Here is a 23,329-nt window from a genome sequence, read left to right as displayed (position 1 = left end):
CGGCAACGCCGCGCCGTTTTCACGATGACCAATTGCGCCGGGGAAAACACCATGGCTGACACCAATTATGACGTGATCATCATCGGCTCGGGGCCGGGCGGTTACGTCACCGCGATCCGCTCCGCCCAGCTGGGCTTCAAGACTGCCATTGTCGAACGCGAACATCTTGGCGGCATCTGCCTCAACTGGGGCTGCATTCCGACCAAGGCGCTGCTGCGCTCTGCTGAAATCTTCGACCACGCCAACCACGCCAAGAGCTTCGGCCTGACGCTGGAAGGCACCATGAAGGCCGACGTCAAGGACGTCGTCGCCCGCTCGCGCGGCGTCTCCGCGCGGCTGAATGGCGGCGTCGGCTTCCTGATGAAGAAGAACAAGATCGATGTCATCTGGGGCGAAGCCAAGCTGACCAAGCCGGGCGAGATTTCCGTCGGCAAGTCCACCAAGCCGGTGGTCGAGCCGCAGCATCCCGTTCCCAAGGGCGTCAAGGGCGAGGGCACCTACACCGCCAAGCACATCATCGTCGCGACCGGCGCCCGCCCGCGTGCGCTTCCCGGCATCGAGCCGGACGGCAAGCTGATCTGGACCTATTTCGAGGCGATGAAACCGGCCAAGATGCCGAAGTCGCTGGTCGTCATGGGCTCCGGTGCCATCGGCATCGAATTCGCCTCCTTCTACCGCTCCATGGGCGTCGACGTCACCGTTGTCGAACTGATGGCCAATGTGATGCCGGTCGAGGACGAGGAAATCTCCAAATTCGCCCGCAAGGCGCTGGAAAAACGCGGCCTGAAGATCATCACCGAAGCCAAGGTGACCAAGGTCGACAAGGCGGCGAACTCGATCACCGCCCATGTGGAGACCAAGGACGGCAAGGTCAGGCAGATCACGGCCGATCACCTGATTTCCGCCGTTGGCGTTCAGGGCAATATCGAGAATATCGGCCTGGAAGCGCTCGGCGTCAAAACCGACCGCGGCTGCGTCGTCATCGACGACTACGGCCGCACCAACGTGCCGGGCCTTTACGCCATCGGTGACGTCGCCGGTCCGCCCATGCTGGCTCACAAGGCCGAGCACGAGGGCGTGATCTGCATCGAGAAGATTGCCGGTGTGCCGGGCGTTCATGCCATGGATCACCGCAAGATCCCGGGCTGCACCTACTGCAACCCCCAGGTTGCCTCGGTTGGCCTGACGGAAGCCAAGGCGAAGGAACAGGGCCGCGAGATCCGCGTTGGCCGCTACATGTTCAACGCCAACGGCAAGGCCATCGCGCTCGGCGAAGACAACGGCATGATCAAGGTCATTTTCGACAAGAAGTCCGGTGAGCTGCTCGGCGCGCATATGTGCGGCGCGGAAGTGACCGAACTGATCCAGGGCTTTGTGGTCGCCATGAACCTGGAAACGACCGAAGAAGAGCTGATGCACACGATCTTCCCGCATCCGACCCTGTCGGAAATGATGAAGGAATCGGTGCTCGACGCCTATGGCAAGGTCCTGAACGCCTGACCGGACAGGCCCCGGCCTTTGAAAAGGGCGGGGCCGTCTTCACTGGCCAAAGCTTTGCCCAATGCCGTCAGTCAGCCCCAGGACGTGAAACGGACCGCCGAAACCCATAGGCATTTTTGTCACTTCGGTGCTGGACGCGTCATCTGAACAGGTTAACGTGAAGCCGTCTGCACAAGCGGTCAAAGGGAGCCTTTCGATATGGATGTGAAAGCAATTCTGATCTGGGTGGCCATCGGCATCATCGCCGGCTGGCTTGCAAGTGTTGTTGTCGGCGGTGGCGGGTTGATCCGCTATCTGATCATCGGTCTCGTCGGTGCCTTTGTCGGCGGGTTTTTGTTCAAGCTCGTCGGCATCAACATCAATCTCGGCAACCAGTATGTGAACGAGATCGTCGTGGCCGCCATCGGTGCGATTGTCGTTGTTCTGCTGGCGCGTCTGATCGCCTAGGCCACCGGAAAAAGCTGAAGTATGAATGCTTACTTGGCTGAAAAAACAATCAACTGATGTTAAATTCTCTATATGTGCCATAGCCTTAATAGTCCAGGCGGCAATCTTTTTTGTATTGCTGCCCGCGCCGCTGAGTGCCTACATAGCCTTTCCGATAGCAGTGGTCGGTGGGTATACTGCATATAGGGAATTCAAATAAGGAGCCCCCGCGATGGGTCTGATCATCACCATCATCATCGGTCTTGTCGCGGGTGCCGTTGCCCACCGGGTGCTCAACAGCCGGGGCGGGTTCCTCGGCAGTCTTGTCGTTGGTCTTGTCGGCGCGTTGCTTGGCGGTGAACTGGCCGCGATCCTCAATCTCAACGTCACGGGCGGCATTCTCGACCGGCTGATCATTGCCGTTATCGGGGCGATCCTGTTCCTGTTCATCTGGAAGAAACTGTTCAAGTAAGACCGGGACGGCCGTTTTGACCACGATCGATGACTTTCCGCTGAAAGCCCGCGACAAGCTGCGTTACGCCGACACGGACCGCCAGGGCCATGTCAACAACGCGGTGTTCGCGACCTTCTTGGAAACCGGCCGGGTGGAAATCATCTTCGGTGCAGGCCTTGCGGATGACGGCGCGGCCTTCGTGATCGCTCGTTTGGAACTTGATTTCCTGTCCGAGATCAACTGGCCGGGCGAAGTGGAAATCGGCACGGCTGTCACTGAAGTCGGCCGCAGCTCGTTCAAGCTGTTCCAAGAGGTTTATCAGGACGGCAAGCCGGTCGCCCGCGCGGTCACGGTGATCGTCCAGATGAATGAAGAAACCCGCAAGTCTCATCCGCTGACCGAAGAGGCGCGGACAAGGCTCGAAACCTACATCAGCCCCGCGTTAAGCACATAGCTGGCTTAACGGCTTTATGGCTTGACCTTTTTCAGCAATCACGACACTTAAGGCCCATGGTTACGATCGTCGACACGCTCAATCGCCCGAAAGACACCTCCGATGCGCGCCCGCGCCATCCGGAAAAGGCCCATCGCCCGGACAATCCGGTTCAGCGCAAGCCGAAATGGATCCGCGTCAAGGCGCCGACGTCGCCGGTTTACCGCGAAACACAGAACGTGGTTCGCGACAACAACCTGGTGACCGTGTGCGAAGAGGCCGGCTGCCCGAATATCGGCGAATGCTGGTCGAAGAAACACGCCAGTTTCATGATCCTCGGCGACACCTGCACCCGCGCCTGCGCCTTCTGCAACGTGCGCACCGGCATGCCGGGGCCGGTCGATCCGAAGGAAGCCCAGGGCGTCGCCGACGCGGTAGCCGCCATGGGCCTGGAACATGTGGTGATCACCTCCGTGGACCGTGACGACCTCGACGATGGCGGTGCGACCCACTTCGCCGACGTGATCAACGCTATTCGCAAGACCTCGCCGACCACGACGGTGGAAGTGCTGACGCCGGATTTCCTGCGCAAGGATGGGGCCCTTGAAATTGTTGTCGCGGCCAAGCCGGACGTCTTCAACCACAATCTGGAAACCGTGCCGTCGAAATATCTGAAAGTCCGGCCGGGCGCGCGCTACTTCCATTCAATCCGTCTTCTTCAGAAAGTGAAGGAGCTTGATCCGGAAATGTTCACCAAATCCGGTATCATGGTCGGGCTCGGCGAAGTGCGCAACGAAGTGCTGCAGCTGATGGATGACCTGCGTGCCGCGGATGTCGATTTCCTGACCATCGGCCAGTATCTGCAGCCGTCCAAGAAGCACCACCCGGTGATCGACTTCGTTACGCCGGAAGAGTTCAAGGGCTATGAGCGTATCGCCTACGCCAAGGGCTTCCTAAAAGTGTCGGCAAGCCCGCTGACCCGGTCGTCGCACCATGCTGGCGAGGATTTCGCCGACCTTCGGGCGGCGCGCAAGGCCAAGCTCGGCCACTGACACCTCAGGTCTCGAGACCCTCGCATGCCAAGTTTTTCATCTTCTCACAAGGTCAATCACGGGGCGGATGACATGTTCCGCCTTGTGGCGGACGTTGAGCGCTATCCGGAATTCGTGCCGCTCTGCCAGGACCTTCATGTGCGCGGCCACAAGGAGCTGGAAGACGGGCGCACGGTGCTGGTCGCCGACATGACAGTGGCCTACAAGCTGTTCAAGGAAACCTTCACCAGCCGGGTTGAACTGAAGCCCGCGGAGCGCACGATCCAGGTGGAGTATCTGGACGGGCCGTTCAAGCATCTGGAAAACACCTGGACCTTCGAGGACGCCGGGGAGGGCAGCAGCACCGTCGGCTTCTATATATCCTACGAGTTCCGCAGCCGCACGCTCGGCACGCTGATGGGTGTCATGTTCGACAAGGCGTTCCGCAAGTTCTCGAGCGCATTCGAAGCGCGTGCCGATGAGGTCTATGGGGCTTAGGGGCGGTGGCCTGCAGCTTTTGAATACTCAGCAAGTGCCTGAAAACAATCGTCATCCTGAGGAGCGCACTTGTGCGCGTCTCGAAGGATGGGCCGCTTGTTCCGGTGCTTGTGCTCGATCCATCGAGACGGCGCTCTCGCGCCTCCTCAGGATGACGTGCTGGGTTTGGTGACTCAGTAAGATCATTGCCGCAACAGTCTCTTTAGGGGAGCGATCCCTATTTGAACTGCTTGAAGGCATCCCGAATGACGCGGATCCGGCTTGATTTCATGTCGAGCGGTTCGTTGCGATTGCGGATCTGCTCGACTTCCCGTTTCTTGAGACCCAGGTCTTCCAGGGTCGCGAAATCGGCATAGTCGGCACAAACAGTGCGCCGGTTGGAGCCAATATTTTCCTCGACAATCAACTTGCGGCCGGCCGCGGCCTCTTCCTCGGTCCAGATGACCGTCGTCGAAGACACCCAGAAGGTCCGGTCGCAATAGCGGGCTTCATGATAGCCTTCCTTGGGTTTCGTCAGGATTTCGTGAAAGCCGGTGAAGGTACCGTTGGAATATTGCGAACGGATGTAGAAATCGCTCTGAGCGAAAGCGCTGCCGGCCGGGCCGAGGCCACCGGCGATCAGAACTGCAAGGAACGCCAGAAAGCGTTTCATGTCAGGTTTCCCTTTTCAGCGTCGCCCCTTCACCCTCTTCCAATATCGATATTAGCCTGGTTGGCTTACCTGAGCCTTACCGGGATCCCTTGGCATTTTAGTCAATTGCCATGATAGGACTTGGCGGCCGCGTCGCCGTTTTCCGTCTGGAAGGCCTTCCGGATAACTGCAAATCTGTTGACGCGACGGACGGATGCACCGTCGTTTTGCACAACGATGCGGGGATCCTCGCTCACGCCGAGACCTTCAAGCGTTACCTGTTGTTCCGGATGTTCGCAGATCGGGCGCCAGCCCTTGCCCCAGTTGAACTCCACGCGGACCACGTAGTCCTGCTCCACTTCGAGCTGGGTCCAAGCAACGGTCGCGTAGCGGACCCAATAGGACCGGCCGCAATATTCCACCTCGATCAGGTTTTCCGACATCCGGTCGTAGATCCGGTGCGAGCCGCGAAAGTTCTGACCGTCACGGGAGATCATATAGGTGTCGCCGACAATCGGAACATCGCCTCCGGCATAGGCGCATGTGCCTGCCAGACAGACTACGCCTGCCGTTAGGAGGAATTTGTGGATTGACATATCCGTTCCCTGTACTGCGAAATCATTTCGCGCGTTTAATCCTGCAAAGGTTCAACTTAAGGGACTTGTCTGTAAATCAGCTTTTCAATTGCAATACGATTTTATTAAAACTTTACCGGTTTTCGCACCCGGCCATCAGAGGCCGGCCACGATGGGCTCATCGCGTATGATAAGTGCTGTGTCCGTTGCCTCGATCATCGGGCTGGAACATCGCGCCGATCGCGGACAGGCGGCCTCGTGCTTTTTCGCTCTCATCCTCGCTGGCGAGCACGTCCCGTGGGGTGTCCGTGATACCGATATCCTCGAGCGTCACCTGGCGTTCCGGATTGTCGCAGATCGGCCGCCAGCCCCGTCCGAAATTGTATTCGATGCGCACGGTGTTGCCACGCTCGGTCTCGATCTGTGTCCAGGCTACCGAATGGCCGCGGACAAAATAGTCACGCTGGCAATAGGCGACCTGCTTCAAGCCTCGGGAATAGTCCAGAAACAATTTGTGGCTGCCGACAAAGATGCCGCTCCGGTCCCGTGAAATTAGATAGAAGTCACCCGGCTGCGGGATTGCATCGGCTTTGGCCGCGCCGCCCATGCAGACGATGGCGGCAAGGAGGAGTATTTTCTTCAACATGATGGATTTGAGCTTGGCTTCCCATTAGGTCAACACTGCTGACTATACGTGTAACCAATGGGGAAACCCAGCGCCAACTTGTTGAAGCGTTAATAGGTTTTTACTCAGGAAAGTGCATTTAAAATCGATATGAGCGCAGTCTGAACTGTGGCCAGGCGGATCGACCTTCTGCCCTGGTCGGCAAACCAGCAGTGAATGTGGTCTGTTGTCCTGTTCTTTTGCGCGATGGCAAGATGCACCGTACCGACGGGCTTTTCCGCGCTGCCGCCGCCCGGGCCTGCAATCCCGGTCACGGATACCGTGATATCGGCATTGGAGCGTTGCAAGGCCCCTTCGGCCATGGCAATCGCAACTTCCTTGCTCACGGCGCCGACTTTCAGGATCAGGTCGGAAGGCACGCCCAGGAGCTCGGCCTTGGCCTCATTGGAATAGGTGACAAAGCCCCGGTCCACGGCGGCTGAAGAGCCTGCGATTTCGGTGAGCGCGCCACAAATCAGACCGCCTGTGCAGGATTCGGCCGTCGCGACCATCTTGTTGGCTGCCTTCAGTGCGTCCAGAACCTGAGCGGCGAGGGGAGCGAGGTCGTCAAGGCTGTGCGGCGAAGGTTCGCTCATGGATCAATCTTCCTCGTCAAAAGGCAGGCGCACGGTAACGCTGGCAAGCGCGGCAATGCCCTCCTTGCGGCCGGTGAACCCGAGTTTTTCCGACGTGGTTGCCTTGACCGACACACGGGACACCGGCAGGGCGCAGATGCGGGCGATCGAGGCGCGCAGGGCCTCCCGGTGCGGACCGATTTTGGGAGCCTCGCATACGATGGTCACATCGATATGAGCCAGCCGGCCGCCGAGGGCAGTTACCCGGCGCAGGGCATCTTCCTGGAAACGGTCCGACGCGGCCCCTTTCCATTGCGGATCGCTTGGCGGGAAATGCTGGCCGATATCGCCATCGGCGATGGCGCCCAATGTGGCGTCGGTGATCGCGTGCAGGACCACATCCGCGTCCGAGTGACCCTTGAGCTTTTGGGTGTGCGGAATCTCGACGCCGCCCAGGATGACGCTATCGCCGTTTTCGAAGGCGTGGACATCATAGCCGATGCCAATGCGGATATCGGTCAGGTCAAGAAGGGAAGGGCGGGTGCCGGGATCAGCCATCTTCTGGGACAGTGCCTGTGTTTCCGCACGCCGAAGGTCGGCGGCGGTGGTGATTTTGAAATTGGCCGGATCGCCTTCGCTCAACACAATGGACATTCCGTCCCATTCCGCAAGCCCGGTGTCATCGGTGAAATCCTGCCGGTCGGCATCAGCCGCCTTCCGGTGTGCGGAAAGTATCCGGTCGAATGGAAAAGCTTGAGGGGTTTGAGCGGCCCATAAGCCGGTCCGGTCAACGGTCTCCTGCGAATGTCCTTCGGCATCCGCGCGTTTCAGCGTATCGGTGACGGCGATGGCCGCAAGAACACCTTCCGCGCCCGTATCCAGCGCCGCAAACACATTGTTGAGAACGGTCTGACCGACAAACGGGCGCGCGGCATCATGGATCAAAACGGAGCCGCAGCCGAAGCCCGCCAGCGCGTTCAGTCCGGAAAGGACGGATTGCTGGCGGGTCGCGCCTCCCAGGACCGGTGGAGCCAGCTTGCGGGCGGTCGGTTCGTCCAGACGGGCAACGGCACTTTCATAAAGGTCTGCGTCATCCGGATGAATCACCGTAACCAAATGCTCAATCCGTGGGTGATTCCCAAGGGCAGTCAGTGTATGGGTCAGCACGGCACGGCCGGCCAGCGGCCGGTATTGTTTGGGTAGGGCGTCCGCGGATCCCGCAAGCCGCGTACCGCGGCCAGCTGCGACAATCAAAGCAGCTGCGGGTTTGGTCATGTGCGGTCTCCTTGGCGACTGTCGCTGATTGAATGCTCCGAACGTCTTACTCAAGAACCTGTTTGAACCGCAATTTTTGACTTGTTGCATTGCGATATTTGTCTACAATATAGGCAAATCAAAATCTGCACAGTCAATGAGCAGACGAGAGAAACCGTATCACTGATGACCAAAACGCTGTCGATTGGCCGGCATCATTTGTCCAACAAGGCCGTTCTTGCCCCGATGTCGGGTGTGTCCGACCTGCCGTTCCGCAGGCTCGCCGCGCGCTATGGCGCCGGTATGGTGGTCAGCGAAATGGTCGCCAGCGAATCTTTTGTGCGCGGCGATGCCGAAACCCAGATGCGCGCCGAATCCCAGGACGATGGCCTGCACGTGGTGCAGCTGGCCGGGCGTGAGGCGCATTGGATGGGCGAAGCCGCAAAGGTCATTGCCGATCTTGGCGCCGATGTAATCGATATCAATATGGGCTGTCCCGCGAAAAAGGTGACGTCCGGTTATTCCGGATCGGCGCTGATGCGCGACCTGGATCATGCGCTCACGCTGATCGAGGCTACCGTCGAGGCGGTCGACATTCCCGTCACGCTGAAAATGCGGCTCGGCTGGGACGACAACTCGATCAACGCTCCCGAACTGGCCCGGCGGGCGGAAGCTGCCGGGGTGCAGTTGATCACGGTCCACGGCCGGACGCGCTGTCAGTTCTACAAAGGCAAGGCGGACTGGCGCGCGATCGCCGCCGTCAAGGAAGCCGTGTCTGTGCCGCTGATCGCCAATGGCGATTGCACGGGCATTGAGGATGCGCACGCCATGCTGGACCAATCCGGCGCGGACGGTGTGATGATCGGCCGTGGCGCCTATGGCCGTCCCTGGCTGCCGGGGCATGTCGGCCATTATCTGGCGACTGGCGAACGACTGCCGGAACCGTCCGGGCGCGAGCTCGCTGAGCTGGTTGTAGAGCATTATGAAGCGCTGCTTGGCGTTTACGGCACCGGTGCCGGCCTCAGGATCGCCCGCAAACATCTCGGCTGGTACCTGGAGACCGCCGAACAGCAAGGCGCGGCCGATCTGCCGGTCGCCCTGCGCAAGACCCTTATGACCTCCGACCGGCCGGCAGATGTGATCCGCCTGGCCAGCGAATGGTTTTCCTCTTCAAATGAACGGACTGCAGCGTGACCGACACAGCGTCTCCCACCGGCCGCACGGCCGCACTTGCCAGTGACGGCCCCTCGATCCTGGACGCGCTGCCGCATCCCGTGCTGCTGGTTGCGCCGGATGGTGTCATTGAATCCGCCAATATGGCCGCGGAATTCTTCATGCGTTCGAGCGTGTCCGTGCTGCGCCGCCATCCGATCAGCGACTTCGTGCCCTTCGGCAGCCCGCTTCTGACCCTGATTGAGCAGGTGCGCGAGCGCAGTGCGCCGGTCAACGAGTACAAGGTCGACATCGGCTCGCCGCGGATCGGCGCGCCGAAGGTGGTCGACATCAATGCCGCCCCGGTTTCGGACCGTCCCGGCGCCGTTGTGCTGATGTTCCAGGAACGAACCATGGCGGAGAAGATCGACCGGCAGCTGACGTCGCGCGGCGCGGCGCGGACGGTGACGGGACTGGCCGCCATGCTGGCCCACGAAATCAAGAATCCCTTGTCCGGCATCCGCGGCGCGGCGCAGCTGATGGAGCAATCCGTGCCGGCCGAGGACCGGGCCCTAACCCGGCTGATCATGGACGAGACCGACCGGATCGTGAAACTGGTCGACAGGATGGAGGTCTTTTCCGACGAACGTCCGATCGAACGCGAACCGGTCAACATTCACGTGGTGCTGGATCACGTGAAGCGCCTGTCGGATTCCGGTTTTGCCCGCAACAAGCGCATCATCGAGGTCTACGACCCCTCGCTGCCGCCGGTCTTCGCCAACAAGGACCAGCTGATCCAGGTGTTTTTGAACCTGATCAAGAATGCCAGCGAGGCCATCGGCGAAGACCCGGACGGCGAGATCCGGATTTCCACCGCCTTCCGGCCGGGGGTGCGCCTGTCCGTACCGGGCACGGAGGAAAAGGTCAGCCTGCCGCTCGAATTCTGCGTCCAGGACAACGGGCCGGGTGTGCCCGACGACCTGATGCCGCATCTGTTCGAACCGTTCATCACCACAAAAACCAACGGCTCCGGCCTTGGACTGGCGCTGGTTGCCAAGATCATCGGCGACCATGGCGGCGTCATCGAATGCGACAGCCAGCGCCACAAAACCGTTTTCCGGATCCTGATGCCTGCGTTCACGGGCGAGGGCGAGGCACAACCCAGCCCGACCAACAAAGGAACTGACTGACCATGCCCACCGGCACGATTCTAGTCGCAGACGATGACGCGGCGATCCGCACCGTTCTCAACCAGGCTCTGTCCCGGGCCGGTTACACTGTCCGGCTGACGTCCAACGCCTCCACGCTGTGGCGGTGGGTGTCTTCCGGCGACGGCGATCTGGTGATTACCGATGTGGTCATGCCGGATGAGAATATCTTCGATGTTCTGCCGCGCATGAAAAAGATGCGGCCGGAACTGCCCGTCTTGGTGATGAGCGCCCAGAACACGTTCATGACGGCGATCAAGGCCTCCGAAAAAGGGGCTTACGAGTACCTTCCAAAGCCCTTTGACCTCAAGGAGCTGACCAGCATCGTCCAGCGGGCACTGGAAGAGCCGAAGAAAAAGCCGGCCGTCGATCTGGACGACGCGGGCGAGGGCATGCCGTTGGTGGGCCGCTCTCCTGCCATGCAGGAAATCTACCGGGTGCTGGCGCGTCTGATGCAGACCGACCTGACGGTGATGATCAACGGCGAATCCGGCACCGGCAAGGAACTGGTCGCCCGTGCACTGCATGACTATGGCAAGCGCCGCAACGGGCCGTTTGTCGCCATCAACATGGCAGCCATCCCGCGCGACCTGATCGAGGCCGAATTGTTCGGCCACGAAAAGGGGGCTTTTACCGGCGCGCAAAACCGCAGTTCGGGGCGGTTCGAACAAGCCGATGGCGGTACGCTGTTCCTGGATGAAATCGGTGACATGCCGATGGAGGCGCAGACGCGTCTCCTGCGTGTCCTGCAGCAGGGCGAATACACCACCGTCGGCGGACGTACTCCGATCAAGACGGATGTCCGTATCATCGCCGCGACCAACAAGGATCTGCGCCATCTAATCAATCAGGGCCTTTTCCGCGAGGATCTCTATTTCCGGCTGAACGTCGTGCCGATCCGCCTGCCACCGCTGCGTGAACGGGTCGAGGACATTCCGGATCTGGTCCGGCACTTCTTCTCGCTGGTCGAGAAGGAAGGCCTGCCGGCCAAGCAGATCGACCAGGGCGCGCTCAACCTGCTGCGCCGCTACCGCTGGCCGGGCAACGTGCGTGAACTGGAAAACCTGGTCCGCCGTCTGGCGGCGCTCTATCCGCAGGACGTCATCAGCGAAACCCTGCTGGAACAGGAGCTCAGTCAGCCGACTGTCTCCTCCATGGAGGAAGAGACGCCGGAAAACGTCAATCTCGGTAGTTCGGTGGAACGCTACCTGTCCGGCTATTTCGATACGTTCGGTGAAGCGTTGCCGCCTCCCGGCCTCTATCACCGGATCCTGCGCGAGGTGGAATATCCCCTGATCAGCGCCGCTCTTGCAGCGACCCGCGGCAACCAGATCAAGGCGGCCGAGCTTCTGGGTGTGAACCGCAATACGCTGCGCAAGAAGATCCGGGATCTGGACGTCCAGGTGATGCGGCTGAGCCGGTAGCCGGCAAACGCGAATCTACTCTGAAGTGGCTGGGGCGTCGGCCACTTCAAGCACAAGGAAGCCGGTTTTGGTGTTTCCCAGACCGTAAAATCGCAGAATTTTCCATGGTCTTTCCAGGCCGTCTCAATCGTCCACCGCATTTTTTCGTGTGGGGAATGCCCCTGTCGCAATTTCGCAACATTGTGTGATAAGTTTGCCGAAAATCTAAAAAGGCAAACGCGTTTCGGCGCGGGCAGCATGCGTTTGAGGCCGAATGATACTGGAAGCTGAACAGCAGACCGTGGCGCAGTCCAGCGCCGCCGGTCGCCTCTGGCGGCGGGCCGGGCTTGCCATTATGGTGGTCGCGCTCGTGTCCATCGGCGTCACCTTTTCCATCCTGATGGGACTGACCTCCATCGATCCCACCCGCGATGTCATCATGACCGCGATGACGATCAACGGTGCGCTGGCCGCCGTTCTTCTGGGTGTCATCACCTTCGAAATTCTGAAACTGTGGCAAGCCCGCCGGCGGGGGCGGGCGGCTGCCCGGCTGCATGTGCGTGTCGTGGCTCTGTTCAGCCTTGTCGCCGCCGTGCCGGCCGTCCTGATGGCCATTCTGGCCGCGGTGACGTTGGATCGGGGCCTTGACCGCTGGTTCGAGGACCGCACCCGGCAGATCATCGACAATGCCCTGACCGTGGCGCAGGCCTATCTGCAGGAACACGCGCGTGTGCTGCGCGGCGATCTGATTGCCATGAGCAACGATGTCGACCGGGCCAAGGCGGTTTACGATTTCGAGCCGACCCGGTTCGATCAGTTCTTCGCCGCCCAGGTATCCCTGCGCGGCATTCTGGCCGCCTATATTCTCAACGATACGGGCGAGGTGGTGACCCGGGTTGTTCTGGATCCCAATGTGGAAGTGCCGCTTCCGCGCGCGGACAGTTTTTTCAAGGCCAAGTCCGGCGATCCGATCCTGATCGCACCGGGCAGTTCGAACCTGGTCGGCGGCGTTATGAAACTGTCGGCCTATGACAATTTCTATCTTTACGCCGTCCGGGCCATCGATCCGCGCGTTGTCGATTATCTGCGTCTGGCCGAAACCGGCGCGTCACAGTACCAGCAGATGGAAAACAGCCGGTTCGGGGTCCAGGTCGCCTTCGCTCTGGTCTATCTCGGTGTCGCTCTGGTGCTGCTGCTCTCGGCGATCTGGATTGGCTTTGGTTTTGCCAACAGGCTGGTGTCGCCGATCCGGGCGCTGATATCGGCGGCCGACGATGTCTCCAAGGGCAATCTCGCGGTCAAGGTGCACACGGAAAAATCCGGCGGCGATCTGGCCAATCTGGGCGAGACCTTCAACAAGATGACCGGACAGCTCCTGGGTCAACGGGACGCGCTCTTGGCGGCGAACGAACAGATCGATCGCCGCCGCCGCTTCAACGAGGCGGTGCTCTCAGGGGTATCGACCGGTGTGATCAGCGTCGACGACGAGGCGTCGATCATGCTGGTCAACCGCTCCGCTCTGGATCTTCTGCAGCTCGACGAGGTGCAGATCCTCAACAAACCGCTTGCGGAAGTCGTGCCCGAACTGATTGACTGCGTGACCGAAGCACAGAACAACGGTGCCGACCGTCTTCCCGAAACTCAGGTCGAGATCACCCGCGGCGGACGGCTGCGCTCCATCAACGTGCGCATCACGCGCGAACAGTCGACGCGGCGTGAACATGGCTTCGTCGTGACCTTGGACGACATCACCGATCTGGTCTCTGCGCAACGCAATTCAGCCTGGGCGGATGTTGCCCGCCGCATTGCCCATGAGATCAAGAACCCGCTCACCCCGATCCAGTTGTCGGCCGAACGCATTCGGCGACGCTATGGCAAACGGATTGAGGAAGATCGCGAGGTCTTCGACCAGTGCATCGACACGATTGTGCGCCAGGTTGGCGATATCGGTCAGATGGTGGACGAATTCTCGTCGTTTGCGCGCATGCGTAAGCCGAACAAGTCACAGGGAGATATGCGCGAGGCGGTCCGGGACGCCGCCTTCATGCAGTCGGTGGCCAATCCGGAGATCAGCGTGACCGCGGATGTGCCCGGCGAAAAGGTGCCGGCGGTTTTCGATGCACGCCTGGTCGGTCAGGCGCTGACCAATGTCATCAAGAACGCCACCGAAGCGGTCTCCGCCCGGACTGGAGACGATCGGCCCAAGGGCAAGGTGACCGTGTCCTTGCGCACAGAGACGGCCGACAGCGGCGAGCGGATCGTCATTGACGTTATTGACAATGGTATCGGATTGCCCGAGGAAAACCGGGCCCGGCTGCTTGAGCCCTATATGACCACACGGGAGAAGGGGACCGGCCTGGGACTGGCCATCGTCCGCAAGATCCTGGAAGACCACGGGGGCGGTATCGAGTTGCTCGACGCCCCGAGGACGAACCCCGACGACACGGGAACACTGGTTCGACTGACCTTGGCGGCCCATGCCGAGATCGAACCGGAAACCGAACCGCAAAACCAGACTGTGACAGCCCATGGCGCATGATATTCTTGTCGTAGACGACGAAACCGACATCCGGGAAATGATCGCCGGCATCCTGGACGATGACGGCTATGGCACCCGGACAGCCCACGATTCCGACAGCGCGCTCGCGGCCGTCAAGGAACGCAAGCCCTCGCTGGTCATCCTGGATATCTGGCTTATGGGAAGCCGGCTGGACGGTTTGGCATTGCTTGATCTGTTCAAGGAAACCGATCCGGACATGCCGGTGGTGATCATTTCCGGTCACGGCAACATTGAGACGGCCGTCTCCGCGATCAAGCGCGGTGCCTATGATTATATCGAAAAGCCGTTCAAGGCCGATCGCCTGATCCACATTGTCGAGCGCGCGCTGGAAGCCTCGAGCCTGAAGCGCGAAATCCGCGATCTGAAGCAGCGCAGCGGCGACAGCTTCGAGATCATAGGCAATTCTTCGGCCGCACATAACCTGCGTCAGACGATCCAGAAGATCGCCGGCACCAACAGCCGCATCCTGATTGTCGGGCCATCCGGGGCCGGCAAGGAGCAGGCCGCGCGCATGATCCACGACATGTCGCCGCGCACCAAGAGCCCGTTCGTTGTGCTGAATGCCGCGACCATCACCCCTGCGCGCATGGAAGAAGAGCTGTTCGGCATCGAGGATGAAAACGGCAACCTGCGCAAGATCGGTGCGCTGGAGGAAGCCCATGGCGGCACGCTCTATCTCGATGAAGTCGCTGACATGCCAGCGGAAACCCAGGGTAAGATCCTTCGGGTGCTGGTCGAGCAGAGTTTCTCTCGGGTCGGCGGAACGCAAAAGGTGCAGGTGGATATCCGTATTCTGTCGTCGACCTCGAAGAACCTGGAAGAGCACATCGCGACAGGCCTGTTCCGGCAGGATCTCTATCACCGCCTGAGTGTCGTGCCGTTGCGCGTGCCGGGTCTTGCCGAACGCCGCGAGGACATTCCGACCCTTGTCCACCATTTCATGGATCAGATCTCGGGCGCATCCGGCATTCCGCTGAGACCGATCGGCGATGATGCCATGGCGGTGCTGCAGACCCATGACTGGCCGGGCAACGTGCGCCAACTGCGCAACAATGTTGAACGTCTGATGATCCTGAGCAGGGGCGATCCCGACAGCACCATCACGGCGGATCTGCTGCCTGCTGAAATCGGCGAGACCCTGCCCAATCTGCCGACCTCCGGCACGGGCGAGCATCTGATGTCGGTTCCCCTGCGCGAAGCCCGCGAGATCTTCGAGCGGGAATATCTGCAGGCGCAGATCAAGAGATTTGACGGCAACATCTCGCGTACAGCCGAATTTGTCGGTATGGAACGGTCTGCGCTTCACCGGAAGCTGAAAACACTGGGCATGACCTGAGGGGCGGTAGCGCCTTTGGCACCAACGGGCTGAGCGGAAAAGGGACGTTCCCATGAAAATCGTGATATGCGGCGCGGGGCAGGTGGGCTACGGCATTGCCGAGCGTCTGGCGGCGGAACAGAACGACGTTTCCGTGATCGATTCCTCGCCGCAGCTGATCAACGCCATCGGCGACCAGCTCGATGTGCGCGGGTTTGTCGGCCATGGCGCCCATCCGGACGTTCTGGCCCAGGCCGGCGCCGAGGAAGCCGACATGATCGTCGCGGTCACGCTTTACGACGAAGTCAACATGGTGGCCTGTCAGGTCGCCCATTCGCTTTTCAACGTGCCGACCAAGGTTGCCCGTATTCGCGCGCAGTCCTATCTGCAGGGCCGATGGCGCAATCTTTTCTCCCGCGATCACATGCCGATCGACGTGATCATCTCGCCCGAGATCGAGGTCGGCGAGATGGTGCTGCGCCGCCTGGCCCTGCCGGGCGCGGTCGAAACCGTGCGTTTCGCCGATGACCAGGTGGTCGTGGTCGGCATCATGTGCGAGGAGGACTGCCCGGTCGTCGACACGCCGCTGCGCCAGCTGACCGAACTGTTCCCGGATCTCGGTGCCGTCGTTGTCGGGCTTTACCGCAACAACCGGCTGTTCGTGCCCAAAAGCAGCGATTCCATTCTGACCGGCGATCTGGCCTATGTGGTCGCGCGCCGGGATCAGGTCCGCCGGACCTTGAGCATCTTCGGGCATGAAGAGCCGGAAGCGGCCAAGGTCATCATTGCCGGCGGCGGCAATATCGGGCTCTATGTTGCCCAGGCCCTGGAACAGCGCCAGACCGGCACCAAGATCAAGATGATCGAGGCTTCCCGCGAACGCGCCATGGCGGTCGCCGATGACCTGAAGCGCTCGGTGATCCTGCATGGCAGCGCACTCGACCAGACGATCCTGAACGAAGCCGATGCGGGCGACGCCGACACCATGATCGCGCTGACCAATGAGGACGAGGTCAATATCCTGGCCTCGGTGATGGCCAAGAAGCTAGGCTGCAAACGCTCGCTGTCGCTCCTGAACAATCCGAGTTACCCGGCCTTTGCCAATGCGCTCGGCATCGATGCCTTTATCAACCCGCGCGCGGTGACCATCTCGCGAATCCTGCAGCATGTGCGCCGAGGCCGTATCCGGGGCGTGCATTCCCTGCAGAACGGGGCGGCCGAAATTGTCGAGGCGGAAGCATTGGACACGTCACCTCTGGTCGGCAAGCCGCTCAGGGTGATCGATCTGCCGTCGGGTATCCGTGTTGGCGCCGTGTTCCGCGGCGGTGAGGTGCTGACGCCCAATGGCGATCTGCAGATCCAGGCGCAGGACCGCATCGTGATCTTCGCGGTCGCCAACCGGGTGCGCCAGGTCGAGCAGATGTTCCGTGTTAGCCTTGACTTCTTTTAAGTCATTCTGGCTACGAACAGACCTTGCTTTTATCTGACCGAAAGGTCAAAACTTCAAAAAGTACCAATCGGTTCTGATCGAACCGCCTGTTCTGGAGGCCTCATGAGCCGGATTGCCTATGTCAACGGCCAGTATGTACCGCACGCGGATGCCGCTGTGCATGTGGAAGACCGCGGCTATCAGTTTGCCGACGGTGTCTACGAAGTCTGTGAAGTCTGGCAGGGCAAGATCGTCGATGTTCCGCGTCATCTGGAGCGGCTCGGCCGGTCCTTGAGCGAATTGCGCATCGACTGGCCGATGGCACGCAAAGCCGTGGAATTCGTGCTGCATCAGGTGGTTCGCCGCAACCGGGTCCGCAACGGTCTGGTCTATATTCAGGTCACCCGGGGCGTCTCAAAGCGCGATCATTTCTTTCCGCCGGAACATGTCGCGCCGTCCATCGTCGTGACCGCCCGTTCTTCCAACCCGAAGGCAGCCGCCGCTCAGGCGGCCGAAGGCATCGCGGTTGTCAGCTATCCGGAAAACCGGTGGCCACGAGTCGATATCAAGACCGTGGCGCTGCTGCCGAACGTGCTCGCGAAACAGAACGCCAAGGAGCATGGCGGCAAGGAAGCCTGGTACGTGGATGCTGACGGGTATGTCACCGAAGGCGGCTCGACCAATGCCTGGATCGTCACCAAGGACGGTGTCCTCGTGACACGTCCCGCGGAAAGCGGCATCCTGCGCGGCATCACCCGGACAGTGGTCCTGGATCTTATCCAAAAGGAAGGGCTGACCTTCGAGGAAAGGCCGTTTAGTCTGGAAGAGGCTTTTGACGCGAAGGAAGCCTTTGTCACCGCGGCCACGAGTGTGGTGATGCCGGTGATCCGGCTTGACGGCAAGTTGATCGGCAATGGGCATCCGGGTTCGGTCGCTACCCGATTGCGCGAAGTGTTCCATACTGCTACTGATTTGCAGGCGGTATGATTCGATTGGTCTTATTGGGCCGAAAAACGAGACAATGACGGGCTGAGGCAGACGGCCCTGACTGGTGGGCAAGACTAAAAGCAGACAATGCGTCAAGCCTTAGTGTTTGAAATTGAACGGCTTTTGACGTTAAGCTGCTGAAACGCCGGATGCTCGGCCGCATCCGGGGCAAATAGGATAAAAAGACTGATGGCTGAGCGCGCACAAAATCTCCAAGACACTTTTCTTAATCACGTTCGCAAACAAAAAACTCCTCTGACGATTTTCCTCATCAATGGTGTAAAATTGCAGGGCGTCGTGACCTGGTTTGACAATTTCTGCGTCCTGCTTCGTCGTGACGGGCATTCGCAGCTGGTGTACAAGCACGCGATCTCCACAATTATGCCCAATGGTCCTGTTCAACTGTTTGATCAGGCTGAGGAAAATGCTGAAAAGGCAAGCTGATTGAAACCGAAGTCTCGCGCGGACGATTTCTCAAAATCTAACGGTTCAGAAGAACCGGGACAAAAATCGCTGAGATTGAAGGACACTGGGGTGGATCGTCTGCCCCAGCCTTTCCGTGCGATGATCATTGAACCGCTTTTGACGCGCGATGCCGCCCAGGCGGACCTGCGTGGCAATCGCAGCCCGGAGGCCCGCCTCGACGAGGCCATTGGTCTCAGCGCGGCAATCAATCTGACCATCGTTCACTCCGGCGTCGTCAAGATCAACAATCCAAAACCGGCCACTCTGTTCGGCGAAGGCAAGGTTGCCGAACTTGCCGGCATTGTTGCCAGCGAAGACCTCGATCTCGTTGTCATCGACCATCCTCTGTCGCCGGTGCAGCAGCGCAATCTGGAACGGCGCCTGAAGACCAAGGTGATCGACCGGACAGGTCTCATTCTGGAAATCTTCGGTGACCGGGCGCGGACCAAGGAAGGTCGCCTTCAGGTCGATCTTGCCCATCTGACCTGGCAGAAGAGCCGTCTTGTGCGCTCCTGGACCCACCTGGAGCGCCAGCGCGGCGGCGCGGGTTTCATGGGCGGACCGGGCGAGACCCAGATCGAGGCCGACCGCCGCCAGATCCAGGACCGCATTATCGCGCTTCAAAAGCAGCTGGATCAGGTGCGACGAACGCGCGAATTGCACCGCAAGAAACGGAAGAAGATCCCCCAGCCGGTGGTGGCGCTGGTCGGCTACACAAACGCCGGCAAGTCGACCCTGTTCAACCGGTTGACCGAATCCGATGTCTTCGCCAAGGACCTGCTGTTCGCCACGCTCGATCCGACCTTGCGCAAGGTGACGCTGCCTCATGGCCGCGAGATCATCCTGTCCGATACTGTGGGCTTCATTTCAGATCTGCCGACCCATCTTGTTGCCGCTTTCCGGGCTACTCTGGAAGAGGTGCTGGAGGCCGATCTGATCCTGCATGTGCGCGACATCTCCCATGACGACACCGACGCGCAGGCCGAAGACGTCAAGAAGACGCTCACCGATCTCGGCGTCGACGCGATCACCGGTGCTCCGATCGTGGAAGTCTGGAACAAGATCGATTGTCTGGACCAGGCCTATCGCGCCAAGCTGCTGGAAGAAGCCGGGGAGGAAGGCCCCGTTGCACTGTCCGCGCTGACCGGGGAGGGCATCGAGCAATTATCCGCCCGGATCGACGCCTTCATGGCCCAGAACGACGACATCATGACCGTGCGTCTGCCGGTCGCCGAAGGCGCACTGCTGGCAAAGCTGTATCAGATGGCGGAGGTGCTGGAACGCACGGACGGGGAAGACTTCGTGACTGCCGAAGTGCGGGTCACCGACAAGCAGCGCGGACCGTTCCGGGAAACCTACGCCGCCTTTATCGACGGCTGACTAGCTTCTCTTGGCTGCCTGCCAGGCCGCCTCCATTTCATCCAGTGACATGGCCTCAAGGCTCGTGCCGGTTTTTTCGGCATGGGCCTCGATGGCCGCAAAGCGCTTGCGGAATTTCCGGTTGGTCCGGCGCAGGGCCTCTTCCGGGTCGATGTCGAGATGGCGGGCAAGGTTGGCGAGGGCAAACAGCGTGTCGCCGAGCTCGTCGGTCATCCGGTCCTTGTCGGGTGTCCCCTTGGCCAGCTCCTCGTCAAGCTCGAGGGTCTCTTCCCGTATCTTGTCGAGCACCAGCCGGGCATCGTTCCAGTCGAAGCCGACCTTTGACGCCCGCCGCTGCAGCTTGTCGGCTTCCTGGAGGGCCGGAAAGGCGGTCGGCACGTCGTCGAGAAAACCCTTGTTGGGTTCCGCAAGGCCGAGCTTTTCGCGTTCTGCGCGCTTTTCCGCCCGTTCCTCAGCCTTGATGCGCTCCCAGATGCCTTTGACCAGTTCGGGCTTTTCGCCGTTTTCGTCGCCGAAAACGTGCGGATGGCGCCGGATCAGCTTTTTGGTGATGCCTTCCACCACGTCTTCGAAGTCGAAATGGTTTTCTTCCTCGGCCATGCGGGCGTGGTAGACGACTTGCAGCAAGAGATCCCCGAGTTCCTCGCGCAGCTCCACCAGATCGTTCTTGGCAATGGCGTCCGCGACCTCATAGGCCTCTTCCAGTGTATAGGGCGCGATGGTCGAAAAGTTCTGTTCCAGATCCCAAGGGCAGCCGGTCACGGGCGTCCGGAGAGCGGCCATGATTTCGAGGAGGCGGGAAATGTCGCGGCTGGGGGTCATGGAGGGCCTTGGGTCGGTTGGTCAGGTCTCGTCGCGTTATGGCAAATCTGGAAAGCCATGGAAACCAGTTCACATGTCTTATCTCTAAATTCGACTTACCTCTCCACCGTCATTCCGGACGGCCTGCAGCGTAAGCTGCATGGCCAGATCCGGAACCCAGACATATTTTGCGCCAAACGCGCTCCCCTTTTTAAGAGTTCGCTCCGCTCACGCTGATGTCTGGATTCCGGATCGGCGCGCAGTTTCACTGCGCTTGTCCGGAAAGACGGCGGAGGGGGCGAGGGAATTGCAATTCATGGGCCTAGGCGGCTGACAAAGTTCATGAGGAGAAGTTCATTGCGAAAGTCATGAACAGCCAGCCAAAAAAGCCCACAATCCCGACGACTACCATAAGGATCCGCATGGGTCCGGAGTGCCCCTTGAAGCCATCATAAGGCGCGCGCCGTCTCCTGTATTCAGAATAGTTGCTGAGGAGGGGCGCAAGCAGGATGGCCGCAAAAACCAACAGGACCACCACTGCGACCGCGAACTCAGGCCATGAAAAGTCAGGCACGTCCCCCCCTGACAGACGGATGCCAGAAGGTGACGGCGCGTTCCAGCAGGGCGACGATGCCATAAAACAGCGACCCCGCCAGGGCAGCGACCGCGATTTCCGCCCAGACCATGTCCACATTCATGCGGCCGACTTCCGTGGAAATCCGGAAGCCCATGCCGACGATCGGCGTGCCGAAAAACTCCGCGACGATGGCGCCGATCAGCGCCAGCGTGGAATTGATCTTCAGCGCGTTGAAGATAAACGGCATGGCCATGGGCAGGCGCAGTTTCAGGAGCGTCTGCCAGTAGTTGGAGGCATAGGTGCGCATCAGGTCACGTTGCATGGCGTCGGAGGCCGCGAGGCCGGAGACCGTGTTCACCAACATCGGGAAGAAGGTCATGATGATGACAACGGCGGCCTTGGACGGCCAGTCGAAGCCGAACCACATCACCATGATCGGGGCGACGCCGATGATCGGCAGGGCAGAGACCAGATTGCCGATGGGCAGCAGGCCGCGGCGCAGGAACGGCACCCGGTCGACCAGGATCGCGACGATAAAGGCAGAGCCGCAGCCGATGATGTAACCGGCCAGCACCGCCTTGAGGAAGGTCTGCTGGAAATCCGCCCAGAGGGTTGGAACGGAGTTGGTCAGACGAACCCAGATTTCGGACGGAGCCGGCAGCAGCACCTTCGGCACACCCGCGCCGGTCACGATCAGCTGCCAGAGCACCAGCAGGGTAATGCCGAACATAGCCGGGATCGCCAGGTTGATGATCCTTTGCGCCGTTGGGGACGCGCTTTTCCAGACGGCGAGCCGCTCGACAAACAGCCACGCGGACGCCCAGGTGGCGGCGGTCAGTGCCCAGAAACCGAGCGTTGCCTCGCCGGCATGGTTCGTGACAGTGGCAATGAGCAGCCAGGCGGCGATAGCCGTGACAAGGCCGAGAATGAGGTCTCCGACAAGGTTGCGCATGAAGCCGAGTTCGTAGCGCACACCGGCAATCGCCAGGATCACCAGGCACAGCGCCAGCCGCGGCACGTCCATGATGCCGTAGTCCGGCCCGAAGATCGGGCTGAACAGGCCGACGACGACCATGGCAACAACAAACCAGGCGAGCAGTGCCGGCATGTCGAGACGGCGTTTGGGTGCGGTCATCGTGCTCATTGCGCCATCCCCATTCGTTTCAGGGTGAGTTTTTCAAGGACGCCGATCAGCGCGACCAGGGACCCGGCCAGGAAGGCGGCCATCAGCAGTGCCGACCAGATCTGCACGGTCTGTCCGTAATAGGAGCCGGCCAGCAGACGGGCCCCGAGCCCGGCAACGGCGCCGGTCGGCAATTCACCGACAATGGCGCCGACCAGTGACGCCGCCATGCCGATCTTCATGGAGGTGAAGAGGTAAGGCACCGCATAGGGCAGGCGCAGTTTCCAGAAGGCCTGGAGGCGCGTCGCCGAATAGGTGTGCATCAGGTCCATATGCATGACCTCGGGCGACCTCAGCCCCTTCACCATGCCGACGGTCACTGGGAAGAACGAGAGATAGGTGGAGATCATCGCCTTGGGCAGCAGTCCGGATATGCCAACGGCGTTCAGCACAACGATGATCATCGGCGCGATCGCCAGGATGGGGATCGTCTGCGAGGAAATGATCCAGGGCATCAGCGATTTGTCGAGCACGCGCGAATGAACGATGCCGATCGCCAGCAGAATGCCGAGCGTGGTGCCGATCAGGAAGCCCATCAGCGTCGAGGAGAGCGTGATGCCGGTGTGATAGACCAGCGACCGCTTGGAAGTGATTTTCTTTTCAACCGTGGTTTCCCAGATTTCGACGATCACCTGATGCGGCGCCGGCAGGACCGGGCGCTCCTGGAAGAGCGTGTCCGTGACCATCTGGCTGACGGCGACATCGCTCTGCCCGGCGCGTTCATAGATGTCCTTCTGGAATGGCGTATTGAGCGCCACGGCGGCGATGTACCAGATCGCAATGATCGCAAGAACCACGACGGTCACCGGGCCGACGGTACCGGACATC

24 protein-coding genes are annotated in these 23,329 nt (G+C 60.4%); 15 read left to right on the top strand and 9 right to left on the bottom strand.

The window, feature by feature from the left end:
* Positions 1-51 precede the first annotated feature (51 nt).
* The 6 genes from lpdA to M0H32_RS04835 all read left to right on the top strand — a co-directional run bounded on the left by lpdA (position 52) and on the right by M0H32_RS04835 (position 4,342).
* A complete protein-coding gene (lpdA, locus tag M0H32_RS04860; RefSeq protein WP_248151416.1) occupies positions 52-1,500 on the top strand; it encodes a dihydrolipoyl dehydrogenase in 1,449 nt (482 codons plus the stop codon).
* A gap of 198 nt (positions 1,501-1,698) precedes the next feature.
* Positions 1,699-1,947: a GlsB/YeaQ/YmgE family stress response membrane protein gene (locus tag M0H32_RS04855; protein ID WP_248151414.1), complete on the top strand. Its 249-nt coding sequence runs from the start codon at positions 1,699-1,701 to the stop codon at positions 1,945-1,947.
* Between the two features lie 211 nt (positions 1,948-2,158).
* Complete coding sequence (locus M0H32_RS04850; RefSeq protein ID WP_248151413.1) at positions 2,159-2,398, top strand: GlsB/YeaQ/YmgE family stress response membrane protein; 240 nt, start codon at positions 2,159-2,161, stop codon at positions 2,396-2,398.
* 16 nt (positions 2,399-2,414) lie between these two features.
* A complete protein-coding gene (locus M0H32_RS04845) occupies positions 2,415-2,834 on the top strand; it encodes an acyl-CoA thioesterase (protein WP_248151412.1) in 420 nt (139 codons plus the stop codon).
* A 56-nt stretch (positions 2,835-2,890) separates the two neighbouring features.
* Positions 2,891-3,865 (top strand): lipoyl synthase, encoded by a 975-nt coding sequence (lipA, locus tag M0H32_RS04840; protein ID WP_248151408.1) that lies wholly within the window; start codon positions 2,891-2,893, stop codon positions 3,863-3,865.
* A 24-nt stretch (positions 3,866-3,889) separates the two neighbouring features.
* Positions 3,890-4,342, top strand: coding sequence for a type II toxin-antitoxin system RatA family toxin (locus M0H32_RS04835; protein ID WP_248151399.1), 453 nt, complete (start codon positions 3,890-3,892; stop codon positions 4,340-4,342).
* A gap of 217 nt (positions 4,343-4,559) precedes the next feature.
* Here the strand turns inward: M0H32_RS04835 and M0H32_RS04830 are convergent, their stop codons facing one another.
* From M0H32_RS04830 to M0H32_RS04810, 5 genes are all read right to left on the bottom strand, one after another.
* On the bottom strand, positions 4,560-4,994 hold the full coding sequence (locus tag M0H32_RS04830; protein WP_248151391.1) for a hypothetical protein: 435 nt from the start codon (positions 4,992-4,994) through the stop codon (positions 4,560-4,562).
* A gap of 101 nt (positions 4,995-5,095) precedes the next feature.
* Complete coding sequence (locus tag M0H32_RS04825; RefSeq protein ID WP_248151389.1) at positions 5,096-5,569, bottom strand: hypothetical protein; 474 nt, start codon at positions 5,567-5,569, stop codon at positions 5,096-5,098.
* Between the two features lie 157 nt (positions 5,570-5,726).
* Entirely contained in the window at positions 5,727-6,194 is a 468-nt protein-coding gene (locus M0H32_RS04820) for a hypothetical protein (RefSeq protein WP_248151387.1), read from the bottom strand.
* 104 nt (positions 6,195-6,298) lie between these two features.
* Complete coding sequence (locus M0H32_RS04815) at positions 6,299-6,808, bottom strand: CinA family protein (RefSeq protein ID WP_248151386.1); 510 nt, start codon at positions 6,806-6,808, stop codon at positions 6,299-6,301.
* A gap of 3 nt (positions 6,809-6,811) precedes the next feature.
* On the bottom strand, positions 6,812-8,062 hold the full coding sequence (locus M0H32_RS04810; RefSeq protein ID WP_248151385.1) for a bifunctional 2-C-methyl-D-erythritol 4-phosphate cytidylyltransferase/2-C-methyl-D-erythritol 2,4-cyclodiphosphate synthase: 1,251 nt from the start codon (positions 8,060-8,062) through the stop codon (positions 6,812-6,814).
* Between the two features lie 165 nt (positions 8,063-8,227).
* Here M0H32_RS04810 and dusB point away from each other — a divergent pair, with 165 nt between their 5' ends.
* The 9 genes from dusB (at position 8,228) to hflX (ending at position 19,940) form a co-directional block, all read left to right on the top strand.
* Positions 8,228-9,235, top strand: coding sequence for a tRNA dihydrouridine synthase DusB (gene dusB / locus M0H32_RS04805; RefSeq protein ID WP_248151384.1), 1,008 nt, complete (start codon positions 8,228-8,230; stop codon positions 9,233-9,235).
* Complete coding sequence (locus M0H32_RS04800; protein WP_248151378.1) at positions 9,232-10,383, top strand: two-component system sensor histidine kinase NtrB; 1,152 nt, start codon at positions 9,232-9,234, stop codon at positions 10,381-10,383. Before dusB ends, M0H32_RS04800 begins: the two co-directional genes overlap by 4 nt.
* Before the next feature lie 2 nt (positions 10,384-10,385).
* Positions 10,386-11,825, top strand: a complete 1,440-nt coding sequence (gene ntrC, locus M0H32_RS04795) for a nitrogen regulation protein NR(I) (protein WP_248151377.1) — start codon at positions 10,386-10,388, stop codon at positions 11,823-11,825.
* 253 nt (positions 11,826-12,078) lie between these two features.
* Positions 12,079-14,343 (top strand): sensor histidine kinase NtrY-like, encoded by a 2,265-nt coding sequence (locus M0H32_RS04790; RefSeq protein ID WP_248151376.1) that lies wholly within the window; start codon positions 12,079-12,081, stop codon positions 14,341-14,343.
* Positions 14,333-15,700 carry a nitrogen assimilation response regulator NtrX gene (ntrX, locus tag M0H32_RS04785; RefSeq protein WP_248151375.1) on the top strand — a complete coding sequence of 456 codons (1,368 nt, stop codon included), beginning with the start codon at positions 14,333-14,335 and terminating at the stop codon, positions 15,698-15,700. The genes M0H32_RS04790 and ntrX overlap by 11 nt, the downstream gene beginning before the upstream one ends.
* Before the next feature lie 52 nt (positions 15,701-15,752).
* Entirely contained in the window at positions 15,753-17,129 is a 1,377-nt protein-coding gene (gene trkA, locus M0H32_RS04780; protein ID WP_248151374.1) for a Trk system potassium transporter TrkA, read from the top strand.
* Positions 17,130-17,231: 102 nt separating this feature from the next.
* Positions 17,232-18,095, top strand: coding sequence for a D-amino-acid transaminase (locus M0H32_RS04775; RefSeq protein ID WP_248151372.1), 864 nt, complete (start codon positions 17,232-17,234; stop codon positions 18,093-18,095).
* A gap of 186 nt (positions 18,096-18,281) precedes the next feature.
* Complete coding sequence (gene hfq, locus M0H32_RS04770; RefSeq protein WP_173006241.1) at positions 18,282-18,539, top strand: RNA chaperone Hfq; 258 nt, start codon at positions 18,282-18,284, stop codon at positions 18,537-18,539.
* A gap of 120 nt (positions 18,540-18,659) precedes the next feature.
* Positions 18,660-19,940: a GTPase HflX gene (gene hflX / locus M0H32_RS04765; RefSeq protein WP_248151789.1), complete on the top strand. Its 1,281-nt coding sequence runs from the start codon at positions 18,660-18,662 to the stop codon at positions 19,938-19,940.
* Here hflX and mazG read toward each other — a convergent pair whose 3' ends face one another.
* The 4 genes from mazG to M0H32_RS04745 all read right to left on the bottom strand — a co-directional run bounded on the left by mazG (position 19,941) and on the right by M0H32_RS04745 (position 23,328).
* Positions 19,941-20,762 (bottom strand): nucleoside triphosphate pyrophosphohydrolase, encoded by an 822-nt coding sequence (gene mazG / locus M0H32_RS04760; protein ID WP_248151370.1) that lies wholly within the window; start codon positions 20,760-20,762, stop codon positions 19,941-19,943.
* A 319-nt stretch (positions 20,763-21,081) separates the two neighbouring features.
* Positions 21,082-21,315 carry a hypothetical protein gene (locus M0H32_RS04755; protein WP_248151367.1) on the bottom strand — a complete coding sequence of 78 codons (234 nt, stop codon included), beginning with the start codon at positions 21,313-21,315 and terminating at the stop codon, positions 21,082-21,084.
* Positions 21,308-22,462: an ABC transporter permease gene (locus M0H32_RS04750; RefSeq protein ID WP_248151365.1), complete on the bottom strand. Its 1,155-nt coding sequence runs from the start codon at positions 22,460-22,462 to the stop codon at positions 21,308-21,310. Before M0H32_RS04750 ends, M0H32_RS04755 begins: the two co-directional genes overlap by 8 nt.
* Positions 22,459-23,328, bottom strand: coding sequence for an ABC transporter permease (locus M0H32_RS04745; RefSeq protein ID WP_248151787.1), 870 nt, complete (start codon positions 23,326-23,328; stop codon positions 22,459-22,461). Before M0H32_RS04745 ends, M0H32_RS04750 begins: the two co-directional genes overlap by 4 nt.
* Between the last annotated feature and the right edge of the window lies 1 nt (position 23,329).

Source organism: Roseibium sediminicola (assembly GCF_023156505.1).
GTDB lineage: Bacteria > Pseudomonadota > Alphaproteobacteria > Rhizobiales > Stappiaceae > Roseibium > Roseibium sediminicola.
Note: the sequence above shows the minus strand (reverse complement) of the source record. Positions and strands in the feature narration are given on the sequence as shown.